The organism is Gordonia sp. X0973 (assembly GCF_013348785.1).
Classification (GTDB): domain Bacteria; phylum Actinomycetota; class Actinomycetes; order Mycobacteriales; family Mycobacteriaceae; genus Gordonia.
In genome coordinates, this window is the sequence record NZ_CP054691.1 from 777965 (window position 1) to 798408 (window position 20444).

Consider the following 20444-nt stretch of genomic DNA (forward strand, 5'->3'; position numbering starts at 1 on the left):
CGGACCAGTACCTACGATGGCCTCCATGTCCGAGTCGGAATCCGCGCCCGCGTCGTCGTCCGACTCGGTCGCCCCCGCCACGCCGCGCAGTCAGGCGAAGGCCGCCCGACGGGCGGAGATCCTCGCCGCCGCGGCCCGGCTCATGGCGAGCAGCGGCTTCACCGGGGTGCGCCTGGAGGACATCGGTGCCGCCGTCGGGATCAGCGGACCGGCGATGTATCGGCACTTCTCGTCGAAATCCGATCTCCTCGACCAGATGCTCGTCGACATCAGCGAGCGGCTGCACGACGGCGGCGAGGAGGCGATCGCCGCCGGCGGGACCGACGAGCAGGTGCTGCGCCGGCTCATCGATTTCCACATCGACGTCCTCGTCGGCAAGCCGGATCTGATCACCGTGCAGGATCGCGATCTGCATTCGGTGTCGGAGCAGGCGCGGCACCGGGTTCGATCCCTGCAGCGCCGATATGTGGAGCGCTGGGTCGACGTGCTCGTCGCGGAGGACCCGCAGCCCCGCGTGCAGGCGCGGGTGCGGGTCCACGCGGTGTTCGGGTTGCTCAACTCGTCACCGCGGCTGCCCGACTATCCCGACGAGGCGACCCGCGAACTCCTGACCGCGATGGCGTGGGCCGCGTTGCACGCCGACCGATAGGGCGATCGCCGTTTTCTGGACAGGGTGACTGCGGTCACGTACACTCTGATTTCAGTTAATCGTCGATAACCGAAAGGCTGCCGATCATGGCGGAGTCGTCCGTGCAGCAGCACCGGGCCAATGTGGCGGTCCTGCGCGAGCGGCTGCTCGCCGCGGCCGCGGGGGGCGGGGGAAAGGCTCGCGAACGGCACCTGTCCCGCGGCAAGCTGCTCGCCCGTGACCGCATCGACGCGCTGCTCGATCCGGGATCGCCCTTCCTCGAGGTGGCACCGCTGGCCGCCCACGGCATGTACGACGACAAGGCCCCCTGCGCCGGCGTCGTCGCCGGCATCGGCCGCATCCACGGGCGCGAATGCATGATCGTCGCGAACGACGCCACCGTCTCGGGCGGCACCTACTACCCGGTGACGGTGAAGAAACACCTGCGCGCCCAGGAGATCGCCGCGGCCAACCGGCTGCCCTGCCTCTACCTGGTCGACTCCGGCGGCGCCATGTTGTTGCAGCAGGACGAGGTGTTCCCCGACCGCGACCACTTCGGGCGCATCTTCTTCAACCAGGCGACGATGAGCGCGGCGGGGATCCCGCAGCTGGCGGCCGTGCTCGGGTCGTCGACCGCAGGCGGCGCCTACGTCCCGGCGATGAGCGACGAGAACGTGATCGTCCGCAATCAGGGAACGATCTTCCTCGCGGGGCCGCCGCTGGTGAAGGCGGCCACCGGCGAGGACGTGAGTGCGGAGGACCTCGGCGGCGGCGACATGCACTCCACGGTCTCCGGCGTGACCGACCACCTCGTCGACAACGACGAGCAGGCGCTGATCAAGCTCCGCGAGATCGTCGCGACCCTCGGCCCGCGCGAGCCGGCCCAGTGGGAGACGGTGCCGACGCTGCCCCCCGCACGTCCGCAGACCGACCTCTACGACGTGGTGCAGACCGATCCGCGCATCCCCTACGACGTCCACGAGGTCATCGAGATCCTTGCCGACGCGGGTGAGTACACCGAGTTCAAGGCGGGCTACGGGACCTCTTTGGTCACGGCCTTCGCCCGGGTACACGGGCATCCCGTCGGATTCGTCGCCAACAACGGTGTCCTGTTCAGCGAGTCGGCGCTCAAGGGGGCCCACTTCATCGAACTCTGCGACCGCCGGCGCATCCCGTTGGTGTTCCTGCAGAACATCAGCGGCTTCATGGTCGGGCGCGAGTACGAGCAGGGCGGTATCGCGAAGAACGGGGCGAAGATGGTGACCGCCGTCGCATGCGCGCGGGTGCCCAAGCTGACGGTGATGATCGGCGGCTCCTTCGGGGCGGGCAACTACTCGATGTGCGGGCGCGCCTATTCACCACGATTCCTGTGGTGCTGGCCCAACGCGCGCATCTCGGTGATGGGTGGCCCGCAGGCCGCCGACACCCTGGCGACCGTGCGACAGGCGCAGGTGGAGCGCTCCGGCGGGCAGTGGCCCGCCGAGGAACAAGAGGCGTTCAAGGAACCGATCCGGGCCCAGTTCGCCGAGCAGTCCGACTCCTACTATTCGACGGCCCGCCTGTGGGACGACGGGATCATCGACCCCGCCGACACCCGCACGGTGCTCGGCCTGGCGCTGGAGGCCTGTCGGTACGCCCCGCTGGCCGATGTCGACAACGGCGTCTTCCGGATGTGAGAGCGGTGACCACAGCTATGAGCAATGATTCCGCCGCGACCCGCGAGATCCACAGCGTCCTCGTCGCCAACCGCGGTGAGATCGCCTGCCGCGTCATCGAGTCGGTGCACGCGATGGGGTTGCGCGCCGTCGCCGTCTACTCCGACGCCGACGCGCACGCCCCGCACGTCGCGGCCGCGGATACCGCGGTACGGCTCGGACCCGCGCAGGCCGCGCAGAGCTATCTCGACATCGAGAAGGTCGTCGCGGCGGCCGTCGCGACCGGCGCCGACGCGGTCCACCCGGGTTACGGGTTCCTCTCGGAGAACCAGCAGTTCGCGGCGGCATTGGCCGCCGCCGGGATCGTGTTCATCGGCCCGCCCGCCAGCGCCATCGCGACGATGGGCGACAAGATCGCCGCCCGCGAGGCGGTCTCGGCGCGCGGCGTTCCGGTCGTCCCCGGGCTTTCACGGCCCGGCCTCTCCGACGAGGAGTTGATCGCCGCCGCCCCCGAGATCGGGTTCCCCGTCCTCATCAAGCCGAGCGCGGGCGGCGGCGGCAAGGGCATGCACCGCGTCGAGGAGGCGGCCGACCTACCCGCGGCGCTGGTCACCGCGCGACGCGAAGCCGCGGCGGCCTTCGGCGACGACACCCTGTTCCTCGAGCACTTCGTCGACACGCCGCGCCACATCGAGGTGCAGGTGCTCGCCGACGAGCACGGCAACGTCATCCACCTCGGCGAGCGCGAGTGCTCGCTGCAGCGCCGCCACCAGAAGGTGATCGAGGAAGCCCCGTCGGCGCTGCTCGACGCCGAGACGCGGGAGCGGATCGGCGCGGCCGCCTGCGATGCCGCCCGCAGCGTCGGCTACACCGGCGCCGGGACGGTCGAGTTCATCGTCTCGGCCCACCGGCCCGACGAGTTCTTCTTCATGGAGATGAACACCCGTCTGCAGGTGGAGCACCCGGTGACCGAGATGGTCACCGGCATCGACCTGGTGGAGCAGCAGATCCGGGTGGCGCGCGGCGAAGAGCTCGCCATCGCCCAGGAGGACGTGGTGCTCACCGGGCACGCCGTCGAGGCCCGGGTCTACGCCGAGGACCCCGCCCACGGATTCCTGCCCACCGGGGGCACGGTCGAGGCGCTCGTGTGGCCGCCGGGGTGGACCGCCGGTGTCCGCGTCGACTCGGGCATCGAGACGGGATCGGTCGTCGGCAGCGACTACGACCCGATGCTGGCGAAAGTCATCTGCCACGGCCGCGACCGGACCGAGGCGATCGACCGTCTCGACGAGGCGTTGGCCCGTACGTCGCTGCTCGGCGTCGGCACCAATATCGACTTCTGCCGATTCGTCCTCGCGCGGCCGGAGGTGCGCGCCGGCGTCCTCGACACCGAACTGCTGGACCGCCTCGTCGTCGACTATTCGTCGCCGCCGCCGACGCCGGCGGCCCTGGTCGCCGCGGCACTGGGCGCCCTCGACCTCGGCAGCCCCGACGACGTGTGGGGCAGCGCGGTCGGGTTCCGGATCGGCGTCCCGTCGCCGATCGTGGTCCGCCTGGACTGCGCCGGACAGCGCCACACGGTGTCGGCGCTGGTCGATCGGCGCGAAAGCGTATCCGCCCGTCGCCTCGTCGCGCAGGTGTCCATCACCGGCGAGGAGGAGGACGGCGACCGGTGGGACGGGCATGTCGTCGTCGAGCCGACCGGCGGCCACGCGGTGACCCTCGTCGTCGACGGCACCGTCGGCGCCTGGGTCGTCGGGGAGGTCGACGGAGCGCGCTGGGTGGCCGGTGAGCCGGGCACCTGGGTGATGACGACGGCCCGCGCGCTCGCCGACGGCGATGACGCGGCGGCGGCGGGCGAGGTCCACAGCCCGATGCCGGGCAGTGTCGTCGCGGTGCCCGGGACCGACGGGGACGTGGTCGCGCAAGGCGATCCCCTCGTCGTGGTCGAGGCGATGAAGATGGAACACACCCTGCGCGCGCCACGGGCGGGCACCGTGACGATCACCGTCGCGGCGGGGGACAAGGTGACCGCGCAGCAGGTGCTGGCCCGGGTAACGGAGGACTGATGGAACTGACCCAGGAATATGCCGACTTGGTCGCCAGCGTGCGCGACTTCACGCGCCAGGTGGTCGCGCCGGTGTCGTATCAACACGACAAGGACAAGACCTTCCCCTACGAGGTCGTCGCGCAGATGGGGGAGATGGGGCTGTTCGGGCTCCCGTTCCCGGAGGAGTACGGCGGCATGGGCGGGGACTACTTCGCCCTCGCCCTCGCCTTGGAGGAACTCGCTAAGGCCGACCAGTCGGTGGCCATCACCCTGGAGGCCGGTGTCGGGCTGGGTGCGATGCCGATTTTCAAGTTCGGCACCGACGAGCAGAAGAACACCTGGCTGCCCGACCTCGTCGCGGGCAAGCGCCTGGCCGGTTTCGGTCTCACCGAGCCCGGCGCCGGTTCCGACGCGGGGGCGACCGCGACGACGGCCGTCGAGGACGGCGGCGAGTGGGTGATCAACGGCGCCAAGCAGTTCATCACCAACTCCGGCTCCGACATCACCTCGCTGGTCACGGTGACCGCGGTGACCGGCACCGGGGACAACGGCAAGAAGGAGATCTCCACGATCATCGTCCCGTCGGGCACACCTGGCTTCGTCGCCGAGCCGGCCTACGACAAGGTCGGCTGGCACGCCAGCGACACCCATCCGCTGAGCTTCACCGATGTGCGGGTGCCGCGGGAGAACCTGCTCGGCGTGCGGGGCCGCGGCTACGCCAACTTCCTCTCCATCCTCGACGAGGGGCGCATCGCGATCGCCGGCCTGGCGACCGGCGTCGCCCAGGGCTGCGTCGACGAATGCATCAAGTACGCCGCCGAGCGCAAATCCTTCGGCAAGCCGATCAACTCCTACCAGTCGATCTCGTTCGCGATCGCCCGGATGGAGGCCCGTGCCCACGTGGCCCGCACGGCCTACTACGACGCGGCGGCGCTGATGTTGGCGGGCAAGCCGTTCAAGAAGGAGGCGGCGATCGCGAAGATGGTGTCCAGCGAGGCGGCCATGGACAACGCCCGGATGGCGACGCAGATCCACGGCGGCTACGGCTTCATGAACGAGTACCCGGTCTCCCGGCACTACCGCGATTCGAAGATCCTGGAGATCGGCGAGGGCACCACCGAGGTGCAGCTCATGCTGATCGCCCGGGCGTTGGGCCTGCCGGCATGACCGGCGATGGGAGCGGTTCCGACGAAGTCCCCCGCGTCACGCAGCGCGGTCTGTGGTTCGAGGAGTTCGAGATCGGCACGGTCTACGAGCACCGCCCGGGCCGGACGGTGACCGAGGCCGACAACGTCTTCTTCACGACGCTCACGATGAACACGCAGGCATTGCACCTCGACGCGGCGTGGTCGGCGACCCAGCCCGGGTTCGACGGGCAGCGCCTCATCAACTCGATGTTCACGCTCTCGACGATCGTCGGGCTCTCGGTGGCGCAGCTGACCCAGGGCACCTTGGTCGCCAACCTCGGCTTCTCCGACATCGCCTTCCCCGCGCCCATGTTCGCCGGGGACACGCTCTACGCGGAGACCGAGTGCACCGGCAAACGGGAGTCCAAGTCGCGACCGGGCGAGGGCGTGGTCAACCTGACCCACGTCGGGCGCAACCAGGACGGCGTCGTCGTCGCGAAGGCGTCGCGCTCGACGCTGGTCCGGCTGCGCCCGGACGGCTGATTTCGGGGTTCGCCGTCAGGCCGATTCTGGTGGCAGGGCAGCGACGGCGTCTATTTCGACGAGCGCATCCGGCCGCGCGAACCCGACGACGCGGAGCACGGTGATCGCCGTCGGGTAGGGACCCCATACCTCGGGGGTGGCTCCGAATGCCTCGCGGACGTCGGCGCCTTCGGCGAGGTGGATGGTGAGTTTGGCGACGTGCTCCGGGCCGGCTCCGGCCTCGCCGAGCACACTGCGCACGTTGCGGAGTGCCTGCGCCGTCTGCGCCGCGGTCCCGTCGGCGAGGGTCCCGTCTCGCGTGGTCCCGTTCTGTCCCCCGACGTAGAGGGTGCGCCCGGCCGGGGTGACGGTCCCTTGGGAGAACGCGGGGGAAGAGGGCAGTTCGGTCGGGTTGAGGTGGTCGATGGTGGTCATGTTGGGTTCTCCTTCTTGGTGCGATTCCGGTGGGTGCGAACTTTCGCCCGGTTGCCACAACGCTGCATGGAGCACCAGCGACGGGCATTCGGTCGTGATCCGTCATAGAAGACCAGGCCGCAGTCCTTCGCGGAGCATCGCCGGATGCGGTCGGGTTCTCGGGAGAACACGGCGACGGCATCGCGGGCGATCGTGGCCAATGCTTGATTCGCGGTCGCGTGCGCGGACGCTTCGGTGCCTCCGGCGAGGGTGGGGGCGACATCGGGGCGCGCGGCCCAGGAGTTGAGGACGTCGATCTGTTCGGGTTCCGGTGCGAGGTCGTCGGCATGTGCTCGGGCGAGCCGGGTGATGGCGGTGCGCAGTTCTTTCGCGGCGGACAGCGTGGCGGCGTCGGCGTCGGTGCGAAGGGGGCCGAAACGTTCGACGAGCCAGGACTGCAGGTCGGACGGGGTGTGCAGCCGCTCCCACTGGGGGTTGTCGTAGCCGAAGTCGCCGGTGTAGGCGAAGTCGAGGCAGGGTGCGCCGGCCTCGAAGTGCCAGCGCGCGCCGCTGCTGTCGACAAACCATTGACCCGTGAGCATGTAACTACTATAACTAGTTACATGAACGAGTCAACCGGGTACACGAAGAGCGCAGGATGGCAGATGGGTGTCCGCCGTACGTTTCCGCTTCCGCCGGAAGTCGTCTGGGAGTTCCTGCTGGGCGAGGGGTTGCCGCTATGGCTTGGGCGCACGAGTCTGGGGCACGAGGTCGGCGAGCGATATGTCACCGATGCCGGTGTCCAGGGTGAAGTGCGCAGCCGGAACGAGGGCCGGCGGCTGCGGGTGACCTGGCAGCCGCCGGGCTGGTCGCACGACGCGACTCTTCAGCTAACCGTGCTGCCCGCGGCAACGGGGGCGACCATCGCCATTCACCAGGAGCGTCTCGCAAGCGCGGCGGAACGCGAGGAAATGCTCGCGCACTGGACGGCAGTCCTCGACGATATCCGCGCCGACCTCGTCCCGACGTGACTAGGCGAGGCCGAGTAGTTCGACGGCCTCGGCGCGCATGTCGACCTTGCGGACCTTGCCGGTGACGGTCATCGGGAACTCGTCGACCACGTGGACGTACTTCGGGATCTTGTGCCGGGCGATCTTGCCGTCGGCGAAAGCGCGGAGATCCTCGACGGTGAAGTCCGCGACCCCGTCGCGCAGGCGCACCCAGGCCATCAGTTCTTCGCCGTACTTCTGGTCGGGGACGCCGATCACCTGGGCGTCGAGGATGTCGGGGTGGGTGTAGAGGAACTCCTCGATCTCGCGCGGGTAGATGTTCTCCCCGCCGCGGATCACCATGTCTTTGATGCGGCCGGTGATCTGCACGTATCCGTTCTCGGCCATGACCGCGATGTCGCCGGTGTGCATCCAGCCGTCGCCGTCGATCGCCTCGGCCGTCTTGTCCGGCTGGTTCCAGTAGCCGATCATCACGCTGTAGCCGCGCGTGCAGAACTCGCCCGCCTCACCGCGGGGGACGGTCTCGCCGGTCACCGGATCGACGACCTTGATCTCCAAGTGCGGCCCGACCCGGCCGACGGTCCCGACCCGCAGCGCCAATTCGTCGTCGACCCGGGTCTGGGTGGAGACCGGAGACGTCTCGGTCATGCCGTAACAGATCGACACCTCGTCCATATGCATCCGGTCGACGACCTCGCGCATGACCTGCTCCGGGCACGGCGAGCCGGCCATGATGCCGGTGCGCAGACTCGAGAGGTCGTAGTCGGCGAACCCCGGCAGCGCGAGTTCGGCGATGAACATCGTCGGCACGCCGTAGAGGCTGGTGCAGCGGTATTCGCTCACCGCGGCGAGCGTGGCCGCCGGGTCGAAGGCCGGCGCGGGGATGACCATCGCGGCGCCGTGGGTGGTCGCGGCGAGATTGCCCATCACCATGCCGAAGCAGTGGTAGAAGGGCACCGGGATGCAGATGCGGTCGGCGTCGGTGTAGCCGACCAGTTCGCCGACGAGGTAGCCGTTGTTGACGATGTTGCGGTGGGTCAGCGTCGCTCCCTTGGGGGCGCCGGTGGTGCCCGATGTGAACTGGATGTTGATCGGGTCGTCGGGAGCGCACGCCGCGGCGGCCTGCGCGACGGCGTCGAGTTCGGCCTCGGTCGGCTCGGCCAGCAGCGCGGTCCACTCCGGGCTGCCGAAGACGACCAGTCCGACCGGCTCGTCCAGCGAATCGGCCGAGCGCCCGACCATCGTCGGGTAGTCCGAGTCCTTGAAGGCCGGTGATGAGAGGACGAGCGAGATGCCGACGTGTCGCAGCGCGAAGTCGAGCTCGTTCTGGCGGTACGACGGGTTGATGTTGACCAGGACCACCCCGAGCGCCGCCGTCGCATATTGCGCGAGCACCCATTCGGCACGGTTCGGCGACCACACGCCCACCCGGTCACCGCGTTTCACCCCGCGGCGCAGGAGTCCGGCGGCCAGCGCGTGCACGTCGTGCAGCATCTCGCGATAGGTCCACTCGCGACCCGCGGCCGCGTCGGCGATCGCCAGATTGTCACCGTATTTCTCGGCAGTCTCGACGAAGTTGTCGTAGATCGTCGCGTCCAGCAGCGGCGGCTCCGCTTCGCCTCGGGCGTAGGACGGCTGGGTGGTGGCTGATGCGGTGTCCATCTATCCAGTCTCGCCGATTCGACGTGGCGCGCGGAGGGGTTCTGCAGGACCGGTTGGAGCTCACCAGCGGTCCCGGTCGAGTTCCGACCCGGCGGCTCCCGCGTCGGCGGCGCAGCCGAATCCGGTCGCCCACGTCCCGTCGGACAACTCGACCTTGCCCAGCATCATCGGTTCGGGCAGGGCGGCGAGGAATGACCCGAGCGCGGCGGGCGACAGCGTCCACCTCTCACCGTGGATCGCGCGGCCACCGGCGGGATCGCGGATCAGGCCGGGCTTGGGCGGGACGGTGTCCAGGGCGACGAGCCGGTACGACGAGGAGGTGGTGACTTCGCCGTTCCATCGTGCTCCGCGATTGGCCAGCTCGTGGGCCAGAACGCCGCCGCGCATGTGCGCGCCGAAGACCGCCAGCTCGACCGTCGGCGCGACTGCCTCCACCCAGCTGGGCGCAGGGGTACCCGCCCCGCTGATGCGACGGGCGAGATCGATGAGCACGCCGTCGTGAAGAGCCCGGCCGACAAGGGTGACGCCGAACTGTGCACTGTTGTCGGGCACGAGGTCTCGATACACCGACTCGCCTAGCGGCTCGTCGGCACTCGACCACCGCGGCGGAGAACTGGGCGCGGGGTCTGGATATGCCGACTCGACCACCGCGTCGGCAGTCGACCACCGCGGCGGAACCCTGCCGGCCGGGATCGCGAGTCCGCACAGGTCGAGCAGGTTACAGAAGTTGGTGTAGGTGCCCATCCGGGAGTTCACGCCGACCGGATCGGCCCGCACCGCGGCGATGGTCGGATGGAACGGTGCGGTCGGCACCAGCAGGGCCGTCGCATCACCCCAATTCGCCATCGCCTCGTCGCGCAAGGCTGCCAATCGTCGACGGGCGCGCAGCAAGTCGACGGCGGAGAACCGATCGGCAGCGGAGACGATCGCCGTGACGGTCGGATCCAGACCCGCGCCGCTGGCGTCGTCAGCGTGGGATGCGATGAAGTCGCCGACGGCGTCGTACCGCTGCGCGACCAGGGCGTCGTCGTAGAGGAGTTTCGCGGCGGCGAGGAATGGCGTGAGGTCGATGCGGCGAACGGTCATCCCGGCCGCCTCGACCCGTGCCACGGCCTCGGCGAAGGCCGCCCGCCATGCCTCGTCGAGTTCGGGGAGGTCGGCGGGGACGGCGATCACCGGGTTCTCCGGTGCGGCCAGCGGGGTGTCCGCCGCAAACAGAGACGGTCCCGCCGCGGCGGCCATTGCGGTCATCGCGGCATCGGCCGAGTCGAGGGTGCGGGCGAAGATCGTCACGGTGTCGTAGTCGGCGCAGGCGGGCACCACCCCGACCGTGCTGATTGCCCCGACGGTCGGCTTGATGCCGACGATGCCCTGCAGGGCGGCGGGGATCCGACCCGATCCGGCGGTGTCGGTGCCGATCGCCAGGTCGGCGAATCCCAGGGCGACGGCCACCGCGGATCCGGAACTCGACCCGCCGGAGATGTGGTCGGGGCGGCGGGAATCGCGGACGGCGCCGTAGGGGGAGCGGGTGCCGACGAGGCCGGTCGCGAACTGGTCGAGGTTGGTCTTGCCGATCACGACGGCACCGGCGGCGCGCAGGGCGGCGACCGCGGGCGCATCGGCGTCGGGGGTGTAGGCGTATCCCGGGCAGGCCGCCGTCGTCGGCAATCCCGCCACGTCGACGTTGTCCTTCACCGCGAGGATCATCCCGGAGAGCGGACCGCCCTGTGCGAGGGAGCGAGCATGGTCGGCGGCAACCTCCGCTCGGGGCCGCAGCGTCACGAACACCTCCGGCCGGTCGGCGGCGGCGATGGCGTCGAACACCTCGTCGACCCGCGTCGAAACCGTCGTCGTCATGCGACCACCGCCTTGGCGGCGAACTCACCGTGATCGGCCCAGCGCTGCCGCTCCTGCGCGCGGGCGGATTCCATCGCGACGCGGCGAGCGGCGATGTCGTCGGCGTTGGCGTCGAGGAAGCTCTGGTGTTCGGCCAGCGAGAAGGTGCCGTCGGCGATGCGGGTGCTCGCGCCACGACCGGCGGCGACGTCGGCGCGCATGTCGAGCAGTTCCTCGGCGCTCACCGGATACCAGCGGATCCGGTCGAAGAAGCGCAACAGCCACGGGCGTTGCTCCTCGAAGCCGGGGGCGCCGAGCGGATGGCGGTGGTTCCACACCTGCGTCGTGCGCCCGACGAACTGGTATCCGCCCGGCCCCTCCATCCCGTAGATGCAGAGATAGGCGCCACCGATCCCGACCGCGTTCTCCGGCGTCCAGGTGCGGGCCGGGTTGTATTTCGTGGTGACCAGGCGGTGGCGCGGGTCCAGCGGGACCGCGACCGGTGCGCCGAGGTAGACGTCGCCCAGTCCGAGCACCAGATACTCCGCGTCGAACACGGTGCGGTACACCTCGTCGACCGAGCCCAGCCCGTTCATCCGCCGGATGAACTCGATATTCCACGGGCACCACGGCGCATCGGATCGCACGCCGAGCATGTACCGCTCGATCGCCTCGCGCGTCGACGGGTCATCCCAGGACAGCGGCAGTTCGACGGTGCGACTGGGTACGACGAGGTCTTCGGCGGCGGGCAGTTCGCTCTCGCATTCGATGAGCCAGTCCAGCATCGTGGCCTGCGACCACACGTCGGGGTCGGCCTTGACCTGCAACGACCGGATGCCCGGCGTGAGGTCGAGCAGGCCGCGCGGGCGGTCGGCCTCGATGCGCTCGCCCAGCGCGTGCACCCGGGCGCGCAGTGCCAGGTCCAAGGTCAGGTCGCCGTATTCGACGAGGATGTTGTCGTCGCCGCTGCGGCGGTAGGTGACCGCGGTGGTGCCGTCGGCCGTCCTCGACCTCGCGAGGATGCCGTTGTCGTCGTCGCCTCCGGTGGACAGGACATGCGGCACGGTGGCGCGCCGGCCGAGGCCGACCTGTGCCGGCGAGGCGGTCTCGCCGCTGCGCACCGCGACGAAGCGCACGGTGTCACCCGGTTTGAGCTGGCCGAGTTTCCAGCGCTGCGCGGTGACGACGGTGACCGGGCAGACGAAGCCACCGAGGCTGGGACCGTCCGGTCCCAGCAGGATCGGGGTGTCGCCGGTGAAGTCGAGAGCGCCGATCGAGTAGGCGTTGTCGTGGATATTCGACGGGTGCAGACCCGCCTCGCCGCCGTCGGCACGGGCCCAGCGCGGCTGCGGGCCGACCAGGCGGACGCCGGTGCGGTCGGAGTTGAAGTGCACCTCGTAGTCGGCGTCGAACAGGTCGGCGATGTCCTCGGCGGTGAAGAACTCCGGCGCGCCGTGCGGGCCGACGGTCACCGCGAGCTGCCACGCGTTGGTGAAGGCCGGCTGCTCGTCGAGCAGGATCCGGCGGGGACGGCGACCGACGTCCGGGCTGTGCAGGGCCAGCTCGTCCCCCTCGCGCAGCGGCCGTCCCTCGTGGCCGCCGAAGCGCCCGAGGGTGAAGGTCGAGGCGCTGCCCAGATAATCCGGCACCTCGATGCCGCCGGCGACGGCGAGGTAGACCCGCATACCCACCGAGCCGACCGGCCCGATGTCCAGGACGTCACCCGCCGCGCAGGTCACCGGCACCCACTGCGGCACCGTCACGCCGTTGCGGGTGACGCGCACCGGTGCGCCGGTCACCGCGACGACGGTCGGGGCGTCGAACCGCAGCGACGGCCCGGCCAGCACGGCCTCCAATCCGGGGGCGGACTCGGCGTTTCCCACGGCCCGGTTGGCCAGCCGGAAGGAGAGGTCGTCCATCGGTCCCGACGGCGGCACCCCGACCTTCCAGTAGCCGACGCGACCAGGCCAATCCTGCACGGTGGTCTGCGGTCCGGCCCGCAGCACGGTGACGGTCATCGGCCCCGGCCCTTCCGGCTCACGATGACGCGCACGGCCGTCGGGTCGAAACCGTTGCACGGATTGTTGATCTGCGGGCAGTTGGAGACCAGGACCAGCGTGTCCACCTCCGCGCGCAGCGCCAGCCGTTTGCCCGGTGCGGAGAGGCCGTCGACGATGCCGAGCGAGCCGTCGGCGTCCACCGGCACATTCATGAAGAAGTTGATGTTGCCGACGAGATCGGCCTTGCCCAACCCGTGGCGGGAGCCTTCGGCGAGGAAGTTCTCCACGCAGGCGTGCTGGTGCTTGGTGTGATGGCCGTAGCGCAGCGTGTTCGACTCCTGGCTGCAGGCGCCGCCGAGGGTGTCGTGATTGCCGACCTCGTCGGCGACGATCGTCATCAGCGGCCGCGATTCCTGGTCGCGCAGCACGCTTCCGGTCGTCAGGAAGATGTTTCCCTGGGCCGCGACGGTGGCCTGCGCGCTGTAGCGCGCCGACGGCAGGACGGCGCCGGTGGCGTCGACGCCGTAGAGCAGGGTGTCGACGGCCTGGTTGCCGTACAGGTCGACGATGGTCAGCACATCGCCGGCGGCGACGATCCCCGACCAGGGGCCGCGGTCGCCGACCTCGGCGTCGAGGACGACGGTGCCGGGTGTCAGCTTCAGCTCCGACGCGGGCGCGTGCACCGGGTCGGTCGTGGTGGTGGTCATGGGCGGACCTCTTTCTCCGTTGCGTTCGGGTGGGATGGCGGGGTCAGGGCTGCGCGGCGGCCCAGACGTCCTCGGAGTTCGCGACGGCCCGCCGGTACTCGGGCTCCAAGCCGGGGTCGGTGCCCGCCGCCGCGGCGACCAGGTCGGCGAGGTCGGCCGGCGCCCGCCAGGCGAGCACCTCCAGCGGGCCGGTGTCGAAGGTCGGCGCGGCGTCGAGGGGATGGGCGGTGTTGGCGACGGCCACCACGCAGGGCAGGTGCAGCACCAGGTCGACCGCCTTGTCCGGTCCGGCCGAGCCGGTGGACTCCAGCGTTCCGTCGGCGGCGACCCGCACCCCGTGGAAGAAGGAGAGCGACGGTGCGACGTCGGCCGCGCCCAGGCCCTGCTTGGCGGCGGCCAGGATCAGCAGTTCGCGACCGGCCGGAGCGGGGCCGTGGGCCGACCCGTCGCCGTAGCGGGCGGTGTTGGCGCGCAGCGTGGTCGTGCCGCAGAGCGCGTCGTGGTGGCCGGACTCGTCGGAGGCGATGGTCGCCAAGACCCGGCCCTGATCCGACAGCAGCGGGTGGCCGGCGTCGAGATAGGCCTGCCACGGCACCTTCACCGTGTCCGCGACGTTCAGCCGCTCCCAGGGCGCGTCCGCGCGCCACAGCAGCACATGCGCGCAGGCGGTGCCGGCGACGTCGCGCAGCCGCAGCCGCGTGCCGCGGGCCAGCACCTTGACGGTGTAGCGGCCGCCGGGCACGGTCTCGGCCCAGACGAGGTCCGCCGCGGCCACGTCGGCGGGTGGGTTCGGCCAGGCCGACGCCGGGACGACCGGCATGGAATCGGTGACGGTACCGGCTTGGGACCGGGCGTGCGCCCGGGCGCCGGCGGTGGTCGTGGTGCTCATTCGAACTCCTAATGAATAGGTCAGCGGTTGACTACTGGCCGACGGTGACGGGCTTCGGGTGGACCTTGCCGCGCGGGAAGCAGGCGATGCCGACGAGGACGGTCGCGGCGATGCAGATCGGGCCGGCCCAACGCAGGACCGGCATGGTCCCCGCCGGGTCGAAGACCTCGGCGCGCGGCCAGGAGAGGTTCACGACCATCAGTGCGCCGTAGACGACGGCCAGCAGGTTCACGACGATCCCGAAGCGGCCGAGGGAGAACAGCTTGCGACCGTCCGCGTCGACGAGGGTGCCGCCGTGCGGCCAGCCCTGGAAGCGCCGGTAGAGCATGGGGACGGTGACCGCGAGGTAGGCGAGGTAGATCAGGATGATGCAGACGCTGGCCAGGGTCGCGAAGATCGCCGAGTTGCCGACGTTGACCACCAGGATCGCGATGCACAGCAGCCCGATCAGGATCGACGGCGCGATCGGGGTGCCGGTGCGCTTGTTGACGTAGGAGAGTGCGCGCGAGAACGGCAGGCGGCCGTCGCGGGCCATCGAGAACATCAGGCGCGAGCAGGCCGTCTGGATGGCGAGGGTGCAGATGAAGATCGCCACGGCCACGTCGCAGAGCAGGACCTTGCCCCAGAAGCCGCCGAGGATCGAATCGAGCACATACGGCAGGCCGCCGGTGGCCAGCTTGTCGTCGAGGGTCGGGGCGGCCATCAGGGCGCCGAGCAGCATCAAGCCGCCGCCGATCGCGGAGACCGTCAGCGCCATGCGAATGGTGCGCGGCGCGACCCGGCGCGGGTTGCGGGTCTCCTCGGCGAGTTCACCCGCGGAGCCGAAGCCGACCATGACGTAGGCGGCCATCAGGCCGGACACGATGAAGGCCCAGATGTAGCCGGGCTGGTGGCCGGGCAGGCCGGTGTCGAAGACGACGCCGGGCCCGCGCTTGGCGTGGGTGAACAGGGCGAGCACGACGGCGACGACGCCGACGAGTTCACAGGTGACACCGATGCTGTTGACCCGGCTCATCCAGGTGACGCCGATGCAGTTGATCGCGGTGACGACGACGAGCAGCACCGAGCCGAGCAGGACGGCGTTCGCCGCGCCGCTGGTGCTGGTGAGCGAGGGGTCTGTCCCGATGATCTGGAAGCCGCTCCACACCGTCGGCAGGACCACCTGCAGGGCGATCGCCGCGGCCGAGGCGGTGACGATCTGGGCGATGATCATGAACCAGCCGCCGAACCAGCCGACGACCTCGCCGCCCATCCGCCGCGACCACTGGTAGATCGCCCCGGAGATCGGGTAGCGCGCGGCGATCTCGGCGAAACACAGCGCCACCAGGAATTGGCCGCCGTAGACGATCGGCCAGGTCCAGAAGAAGGCCGGGCCGCCGAAACCGAAGCCCAGGCCGAAGAGCTGGAAGATCGTCGTCAGGATGGAGACGAAGGAGAAGCCGGCCGCGAAGGAGGCGAACTTCCCGAGGGAGCGGTGCAGCTGCTGGTCGTAGCCGAACTCGGAGAGATCGTCGGCGTCGTGGCCGGTGGTGGCCGAGTTCGCCGACGGGGCGGTGGTCGTCATGGCACGGTTCCTTCTGCGGGAGACGGTGGTCGCCGCTCGCCGTTGAGCCGCTTATCTGTCTGCTGATAGATAAGCGGAGAGGATTTTCTGTCTTGTGACAGATTTGTTTCGTCCGGGGAAACCGCTGAAACGAATGTGTTAACCGCGGGCGATGCCGGGGCGATCACTAGACTTGGGCGCCATGACAGCGCGGGGGCCGAGCATTGCGGGCAAGCCGGGACGTGCGGCCGGCCCGGGACGGCCGCGCCTCGTCGAACCCCGGCGCGACGCCGCGTCGGCCCGGGACGAGATCCTCGACGCCGCCGCCGAACTGTTCACCGGTCGGGGATTCACCGCGACCTCGACCCGGATGATCGCCGAGGCGGTCGGCATCCGGCAGGCCTCGATGTACCACTACTTCTCGACCAAGGCCGACATCCTCGCGGCGCTGCTGCAGACCACCGTCGCGGCGCCGCTACAGCGCGCCAGGGAGCTGCTCGATTCCGACGGTCCGCCGCTGGACCGATTGCTCCAGCTGGCCCGCGACGACGCGGACGGACTGGCCCGGTCGCGGTGGAATCTCGGTGCCCTCTACCTGCTACCGGAACTGGGCGACGAGGAGTTCGCCGGATTCCGCGCCGACCGTCGCGAATTGGCGCAGGCCTACCAGGAATTGGCCGCGCAGGTGGTGGGCGATCCGGCCGACAAGCGGAGCCTGTTGCCGTTCCGGCTGGTGGAATCGCTGATCATGATGCGCGGCGACGAGCCGCGCGGCTACCTCGGCGACGACACCGCCGCCGAGATGGTCGACACCGTCGTCGCCGCCATTGGAACCCTCCTGGGGGCCAGGCCGGTCTAGTAGCGTCGGAATATGGCCGGAAACATATACGAGTCGCGATGGAGTCCGCCCGGGCCGGCGTTGCTGTTCTGTCCAGCCGATCGCCCGGACCGCTACGAGAAGGCCGCCCAGCGCGCCGACGTGGTGATCCTCGACCTGGAGGATGCGGTCGCCCCGGACAAGCGGGAAGACGCCCGGGAGGCGCTGATCGCCCACCAACTCGACCCCGATCGGACGATCGTGCGCATCAACCCGGCCTCGACCGGGGAGGCGCGGCGCGACCTCGCCGCCATCGCGGAGACGACCTACCGCGTGGTGCTGGTGGCGAAGGCCCAGACGGCCGAGGAGGTGGCCCGCACCGAGATGCAGGCGATCGCGCTCATCGAGTCACCGGCCGGCGCGGTCAACGTCAACGAGATCGCCGCCGCCCCCAATGTGATCGGCCTGATGTGGGGTGCCGAGGACCTGGTCGCCGGGCTGGGCGGCACCTCGTCGCGATTCGGCCCACAGGAGTCGGAACCCGGCACCTATCGCGACGTCGCGCGCCACGTGCGCGCGAGCGTCCGGCTGGCCGCGGCGGCCAACGGACTGTTCGCCGTCGACGCCGTGCACCTGGACATCGCCGACCTCGACGGCTTGCGGGCCGAAGTGCTCGATGCCGTCGCGCTCGGCTATCAGGCGACCGCGTGCATCCATCCCTCGCAGGTCGAGACGATTCGCGCCGCTTACCGGCCGTCCGACGAGCAGGTGGCGTGGGCGCGGGACGTGCTCGCCGCGGCACAGGAGCATTCGGGTGTGTTCAGCTTCGACGGGCTGATGGTCGACGGCCCGGTGCTCAGTCAGGCGCACGCGATAATGACGCGTTCGGGGGAGTGACCCGTTCTCCAGACCGATGCCGACGGCGTCCCGTCCCCGGTGATCTGCGCCGAACGGCTGACGCCGCCGCCTGATGTATTACCGTTGAGCACTGGCACGCACCCGTTGTTCGCCGATGCCGAGAACCCGATCAAGGAGTCAGTACCCACATGAGTTACCAAGGACCTGGCTACGGCCAGCAGCCCAACCCGCAGGATCCGTCCGCTTACGGTCAGCAGCAGGCCTACGGCCAGCAGGGTCAGCAGGCCCAGCAGGGCTACGGCCAGCCGGAATACGGCCAGCAGCAGGGTTACGGCCAGCAAGGTTACGGCCAACAGGGGTACGGGCAGCAGCAGGGTTACGGCCAGCAGGGCTACGGCCAACAGGGTTACGGCCAGCAGCAGGCCTACGGTCAGCAGGCCTACGGTCAGCAGGCCTACTACGGCCAGCAGGCGTACACCGCCCCGAAGCCGCCGAGCCAGGGCCTGCCGTCGAACATCGCCCAGATCCTCGCCTTCGTCACCCTCGGACTCGGGGTCCTGCACGTGCTCGTCGGCTTCTTCTCGACCGGCGTCGCCGTGAACGGCAGCGGCTGGTCGGTCGTCGTCATCGTCCTTGGCGCCGTCGCCGGTGCTGCCGGGCTCGCGAAGGAGAAGACGCTGGCCACGGTCGCCGTCGCCGCCGCGGCCGCCCTCTTCGTCACCGACCTCGTGCTCGCGATCAAGATCGCCTACTTCGGCGTCTTCGGTGTGACCGGCTGGGTCAGCGCCTTCTTCGCGCTGGTCGCGGTCGCCGTGACCATCTTCTGGCTGCTGGTGACCCTCGGAAAGGTGAAGGTCGCACCGGAGCCCGGCTCCGCGGAGGCGACCGCCGCCGAGACCGCCGCAGCCGGTGCCGCCGAGACCGCCGCTGCCGCACAGGCCGCCGCCGCTCAGGCCGCCCCGGCCGTCCCCGCGACCGCCCAGGCCTACGGCTACCCCGCGGCCACGGCTCCCGCCGAAGCCGCGCAGGTCGCCGCCGGCCAGACCGCCGACGCCGTCGCCGATGCCGCGCCGTCCGCCGTCGCGGAGAACGCCACCTCGGTCATCGACACCGCCGAGGGGCAGCAGCAACAGCAGTAAGAATCATCGCCACGACGCCCCGACCGCATCCGGTCGGGGCGTCGTCGGCATTCGGGGGGAGATTTCGGCGGGGTCCGGCGCGCCTGCGCGACGCCGTCGGCTCCCCCTGCGACGCTGAAGGCGCTATGGCAGTACGAGACGGATCATTGGCGCAGCGCCTGAGACAGGTGCGCCGCGCCCAGCGCGCGCATTCGGAGTCGACGGCGGGTACCGCGCGGGAATTGGTGATCGTCGCATTCGCGGTCCCCCTCGCCACGTTGTTGCTGCTCGCGGTCATCGTCGCCGTCACCCTGCTCGCCTCGGGCGGCGGATTCGGCACCTTCGGCACCGCCCTCGGATCGGCCTGGCTGTCCGTGCACCAGGTGCCGTTGAGCATCGGCGGCGTGTCCATCGGTGCGCTGCCGCTGCTGCCGACCATCGCCCTGGTGGTCGCCGTCTTCGTCTACACCGGCCCCTCGGCCCGCCTGCGCGTCACCCCGGCCGACCTCGCCGCCCTGGTCGGTGCCGCGATCGGCGGCCCGCTCCTCGTCACCGCGCTGGCCCTGGCGTTGGTCCTCGACGGGAGTTCGGTCCTCCCGGTGAACCCGCCGAACGCCCTGGTGGCCTTCGGGACCACGGCCTTGATCTACGGCGGCGGCACCCTGGCCGGCATCGCCCGGCGGGATTGGCGGGATTGGTGCGCGGCGATCGGTCTCGACGGCGATCGCCTCGACGACGTGCTCGCCGGGGTGCGCACCGGGTGGATCGCCGTGCTCATGCTGGTGGGTGCGGGCGCGGTCGCGGTGTGCGCTCTGCTCGTCGTGCGGTGGCCGGCGGTCAGTTCGGTCGTCGCCGGCGGCAACCGGCTCGACGGCTACCTCGGCCTCGTCCTCGTGTCCGTGCTGTACCTGCCCAACGTCTTCGTCGACGCCGCCGCCGCACTGCTCGGCGCGCCGGTCCAGATGGGCGGCGCGCTCGTCGACGTGTTCAACCCGCGGCCGGGCACGGTGCCGGGGCTGCCGGTGCTCGCGATCGCCCCGGGTGCGCCGCCGATCCGCTTCCTGTGGGCGCTGGTGCTGGCCGTGCCGCTCGTCGTCGCGATCTGGGCCGGGCTGCGGATGCGCCACGTCGACCCGTTGCGCAACCTGCGCCGCGTCGCGATCAGTGCGGCGACCGCCGCCGCGGTGTTGGCGCTCGCCGCGTTCTTCGCCGGCGGCGCCGTCGGCGAATTGGGCCGCGCCGGGGCGGATGCCCCGCTGGTGGCACTCTTCGCCTTCGGCTGGCTGGCCGTCGTCGGCGCGATCGTCGCGCTGTTGCACGCGGCCAGCGACGAGACGAAGGCGCAGCGACGTGCCGCGGCCGCCGAGCAGGTGCCCGTAGTGCCGGACGACGATGCCCCCGTCGTCGACTCCCTCGACACCGAGGCACCCGATGCGTCGGACCCGGTCGACGGCGGACCACCCGCGACGCGGGGCAACCCGGCGGTCGGTTCCGCGCCCCCGCCGCCGACACCGGTGTTTTTCCGTCCCGACGACGATGCGCCCGTCGTCGTCGATCTCGAGGACCTCATGTACGTCGAGGATGTCGGGCCCGACTAGAATCGTCGCT

Annotated in this window: 18 protein-coding genes; 10 read left to right on the forward strand and 8 right to left on the reverse strand. The window is 70.4% G+C overall.

What is annotated here, in order from left to right:
• Positions 1–25: 25 nt before the first annotated feature.
• The 5 genes from HUN08_RS03840 (at position 26) to HUN08_RS03860 (ending at position 6003) form a co-directional block, all read left to right on the forward strand.
• Entirely contained in the window at positions 26–649 is a 624-nt protein-coding gene (locus tag HUN08_RS03840; RefSeq protein WP_301546875.1) for a TetR/AcrR family transcriptional regulator, read from the forward strand.
• Between the two features lie 86 nt (positions 650–735).
• Entirely contained in the window at positions 736–2304 is a 1569-nt protein-coding gene (locus HUN08_RS03845; protein WP_124248760.1) for a carboxyl transferase domain-containing protein, read from the forward strand.
• Between the two features lie 17 nt (positions 2305–2321).
• Positions 2322–4352, forward strand: a complete 2031-nt coding sequence (locus tag HUN08_RS03850; protein WP_124248759.1) for a biotin carboxylase N-terminal domain-containing protein — start codon at positions 2322–2324, stop codon at positions 4350–4352.
• A complete protein-coding gene (locus HUN08_RS03855) occupies positions 4352–5500 on the forward strand; it encodes an acyl-CoA dehydrogenase family protein (RefSeq protein ID WP_124248758.1) in 1149 nt (382 codons plus the stop codon). Before HUN08_RS03850 ends, HUN08_RS03855 begins: the two co-directional genes overlap by 1 nt.
• Positions 5497–6003 carry a MaoC family dehydratase gene (locus HUN08_RS03860; protein ID WP_124248757.1) on the forward strand — a complete coding sequence of 169 codons (507 nt, stop codon included), beginning with the start codon at positions 5497–5499 and terminating at the stop codon, positions 6001–6003. The genes HUN08_RS03855 and HUN08_RS03860 overlap by 4 nt, the downstream gene beginning before the upstream one ends.
• A 15-nt stretch (positions 6004–6018) precedes the next feature.
• On the opposite strand, the gene HUN08_RS03865 is transcribed toward HUN08_RS03860, so the two are convergent.
• Positions 6019–6417 carry a RidA family protein gene (locus HUN08_RS03865; protein ID WP_124248756.1) on the reverse strand — a complete coding sequence of 133 codons (399 nt, stop codon included), beginning with the start codon at positions 6415–6417 and terminating at the stop codon, positions 6019–6021.
• Complete coding sequence (locus HUN08_RS03870) at positions 6414–6998, reverse strand: ABATE domain-containing protein (protein ID WP_124248755.1); 585 nt, start codon at positions 6996–6998, stop codon at positions 6414–6416. Before HUN08_RS03870 ends, HUN08_RS03865 begins: the two co-directional genes overlap by 4 nt.
• Positions 6999–7019: 21 nt before the next feature.
• Between HUN08_RS03870 and HUN08_RS03875 the strand changes: the two genes are divergently transcribed.
• Positions 7020–7427 (forward strand): SRPBCC domain-containing protein, encoded by a 408-nt coding sequence (locus tag HUN08_RS03875; RefSeq protein ID WP_124248754.1) that lies wholly within the window; start codon positions 7020–7022, stop codon positions 7425–7427.
• Here the strand turns inward: HUN08_RS03875 and HUN08_RS03880 are convergent, their stop codons facing one another.
• Genes HUN08_RS03880 through HUN08_RS03910 form a run of 6 tightly spaced genes read right to left on the reverse strand, consistent with a single transcriptional unit; the run spans position 7428 to position 16064 of the window.
• On the reverse strand, positions 7428–9068 hold the full coding sequence (locus HUN08_RS03880) for an AMP-binding protein (RefSeq protein WP_124248753.1): 1641 nt from the start codon (positions 9066–9068) through the stop codon (positions 7428–7430).
• Positions 9069–9128: 60 nt separating this feature from the next.
• The gene (locus tag HUN08_RS03890) at positions 9129–10925 is read right to left on the reverse strand and encodes an allophanate hydrolase (RefSeq protein ID WP_301546876.1); all 1797 of its coding nucleotides are present in this window, start codon (positions 10923–10925) and stop codon (positions 9129–9131) included.
• Complete coding sequence (locus HUN08_RS03895) at positions 10922–12922, reverse strand: 5-oxoprolinase/urea amidolyase family protein (RefSeq protein ID WP_124248752.1); 2001 nt, start codon at positions 12920–12922, stop codon at positions 10922–10924. Before HUN08_RS03895 ends, HUN08_RS03890 begins: the two co-directional genes overlap by 4 nt.
• Entirely contained in the window at positions 12919–13611 is a 693-nt protein-coding gene (locus HUN08_RS03900) for an urea amidolyase associated protein UAAP2 (RefSeq protein ID WP_124248751.1), read from the reverse strand. Before HUN08_RS03900 ends, HUN08_RS03895 begins: the two co-directional genes overlap by 4 nt.
• A gap of 43 nt (positions 13612–13654) precedes the next feature.
• Entirely contained in the window at positions 13655–14500 is an 846-nt protein-coding gene (locus HUN08_RS03905; RefSeq protein ID WP_124248750.1) for an urea amidolyase associated protein UAAP1, read from the reverse strand.
• A 31-nt stretch (positions 14501–14531) separates the two neighbouring features.
• Positions 14532–16064 carry an amino acid permease gene (locus HUN08_RS03910; RefSeq protein WP_124248749.1) on the reverse strand — a complete coding sequence of 511 codons (1533 nt, stop codon included), beginning with the start codon at positions 16062–16064 and terminating at the stop codon, positions 14532–14534.
• Positions 16065–16245: 181 nt separating this feature from the next.
• Here HUN08_RS03910 and HUN08_RS03915 point away from each other — a divergent pair, with 181 nt between their 5' ends.
• The 4 genes from HUN08_RS03915 to HUN08_RS03930 all read left to right on the forward strand — a co-directional run bounded on the left by HUN08_RS03915 (position 16246) and on the right by HUN08_RS03930 (position 20434).
• Positions 16246–16902, forward strand: coding sequence for a TetR/AcrR family transcriptional regulator (locus tag HUN08_RS03915; protein WP_124248748.1), 657 nt, complete (start codon positions 16246–16248; stop codon positions 16900–16902).
• A gap of 12 nt (positions 16903–16914) precedes the next feature.
• Positions 16915–17757: a CoA ester lyase gene (locus HUN08_RS03920; protein ID WP_124248747.1), complete on the forward strand. Its 843-nt coding sequence runs from the start codon at positions 16915–16917 to the stop codon at positions 17755–17757.
• Positions 17758–17906: 149 nt separating this feature from the next.
• The gene (locus tag HUN08_RS03925) at positions 17907–18857 is read left to right on the forward strand and encodes a hypothetical protein (protein ID WP_174900868.1); all 951 of its coding nucleotides are present in this window, start codon (positions 17907–17909) and stop codon (positions 18855–18857) included.
• A gap of 125 nt (positions 18858–18982) precedes the next feature.
• A complete protein-coding gene (locus tag HUN08_RS03930) occupies positions 18983–20434 on the forward strand; it encodes a DUF6350 family protein (protein ID WP_124248746.1) in 1452 nt (483 codons plus the stop codon).
• Positions 20435–20444: the final 10 nt, after the last annotated feature.

Bases quoted from the DNA above. Each gene is read 5' to 3' on its own strand.
- HUN08_RS03840 (WP_301546875.1), top strand. From the start codon at position 26: ATGTCCGAGTCGGAATCCGCGCCCGCGTCGTCGTCCGACTCGGTCGCC.
- HUN08_RS03845 (WP_124248760.1), top strand. From the start codon at position 736: ATGGCGGAGTCGTCCGTGCAGCAGCACCGGGCCAATGTGGCGGTCCTG.
- HUN08_RS03850 (WP_124248759.1), top strand. From the start codon at position 2,322: ATGAGCAATGATTCCGCCGCGACCCGCGAGATCCACAGCGTCCTCGTC.
- HUN08_RS03855 (WP_124248758.1), top strand. From the start codon at position 4,352: ATGGAACTGACCCAGGAATATGCCGACTTGGTCGCCAGCGTGCGCGAC.
- HUN08_RS03860 (WP_124248757.1), top strand. From the start codon at position 5,497: ATGACCGGCGATGGGAGCGGTTCCGACGAAGTCCCCCGCGTCACGCAG.
- HUN08_RS03865 (WP_124248756.1), bottom strand. From the start codon at position 6,417: ATGACCACCATCGACCACCTCAACCCGACCGAACTGCCCTCTTCCCCC.
- HUN08_RS03870 (WP_124248755.1), bottom strand. From the start codon at position 6,998: ATGCTCACGGGTCAATGGTTTGTCGACAGCAGCGGCGCGCGCTGGCAC.
- HUN08_RS03875 (WP_124248754.1), top strand. From the start codon at position 7,020: ATGAACGAGTCAACCGGGTACACGAAGAGCGCAGGATGGCAGATGGGT.
- HUN08_RS03880 (WP_124248753.1), bottom strand. From the start codon at position 9,068: ATGGACACCGCATCAGCCACCACCCAGCCGTCCTACGCCCGAGGCGAA.
- HUN08_RS03890 (WP_301546876.1), bottom strand. From the start codon at position 10,925: ATGACGACGACGGTTTCGACGCGGGTCGACGAGGTGTTCGACGCCATC.
- HUN08_RS03895 (WP_124248752.1), bottom strand. From the start codon at position 12,922: ATGACCGTCACCGTGCTGCGGGCCGGACCGCAGACCACCGTGCAGGAT.
- HUN08_RS03900 (WP_124248751.1), bottom strand. From the start codon at position 13,611: ATGACCACCACCACGACCGACCCGGTGCACGCGCCCGCGTCGGAGCTG.
- HUN08_RS03905 (WP_124248750.1), bottom strand. From the start codon at position 14,500: ATGAGCACCACGACCACCGCCGGCGCCCGGGCGCACGCCCGGTCCCAA.
- HUN08_RS03910 (WP_124248749.1), bottom strand. From the start codon at position 16,064: ATGACGACCACCGCCCCGTCGGCGAACTCGGCCACCACCGGCCACGAC.
- HUN08_RS03915 (WP_124248748.1), top strand. From the start codon at position 16,246: ATGACAGCGCGGGGGCCGAGCATTGCGGGCAAGCCGGGACGTGCGGCC.
- HUN08_RS03920 (WP_124248747.1), top strand. From the start codon at position 16,915: ATGGCCGGAAACATATACGAGTCGCGATGGAGTCCGCCCGGGCCGGCG.
- HUN08_RS03925 (WP_174900868.1), top strand. From the start codon at position 17,907: ATGAGTTACCAAGGACCTGGCTACGGCCAGCAGCCCAACCCGCAGGAT.
- HUN08_RS03930 (WP_124248746.1), top strand. From the start codon at position 18,983: ATGGCAGTACGAGACGGATCATTGGCGCAGCGCCTGAGACAGGTGCGC.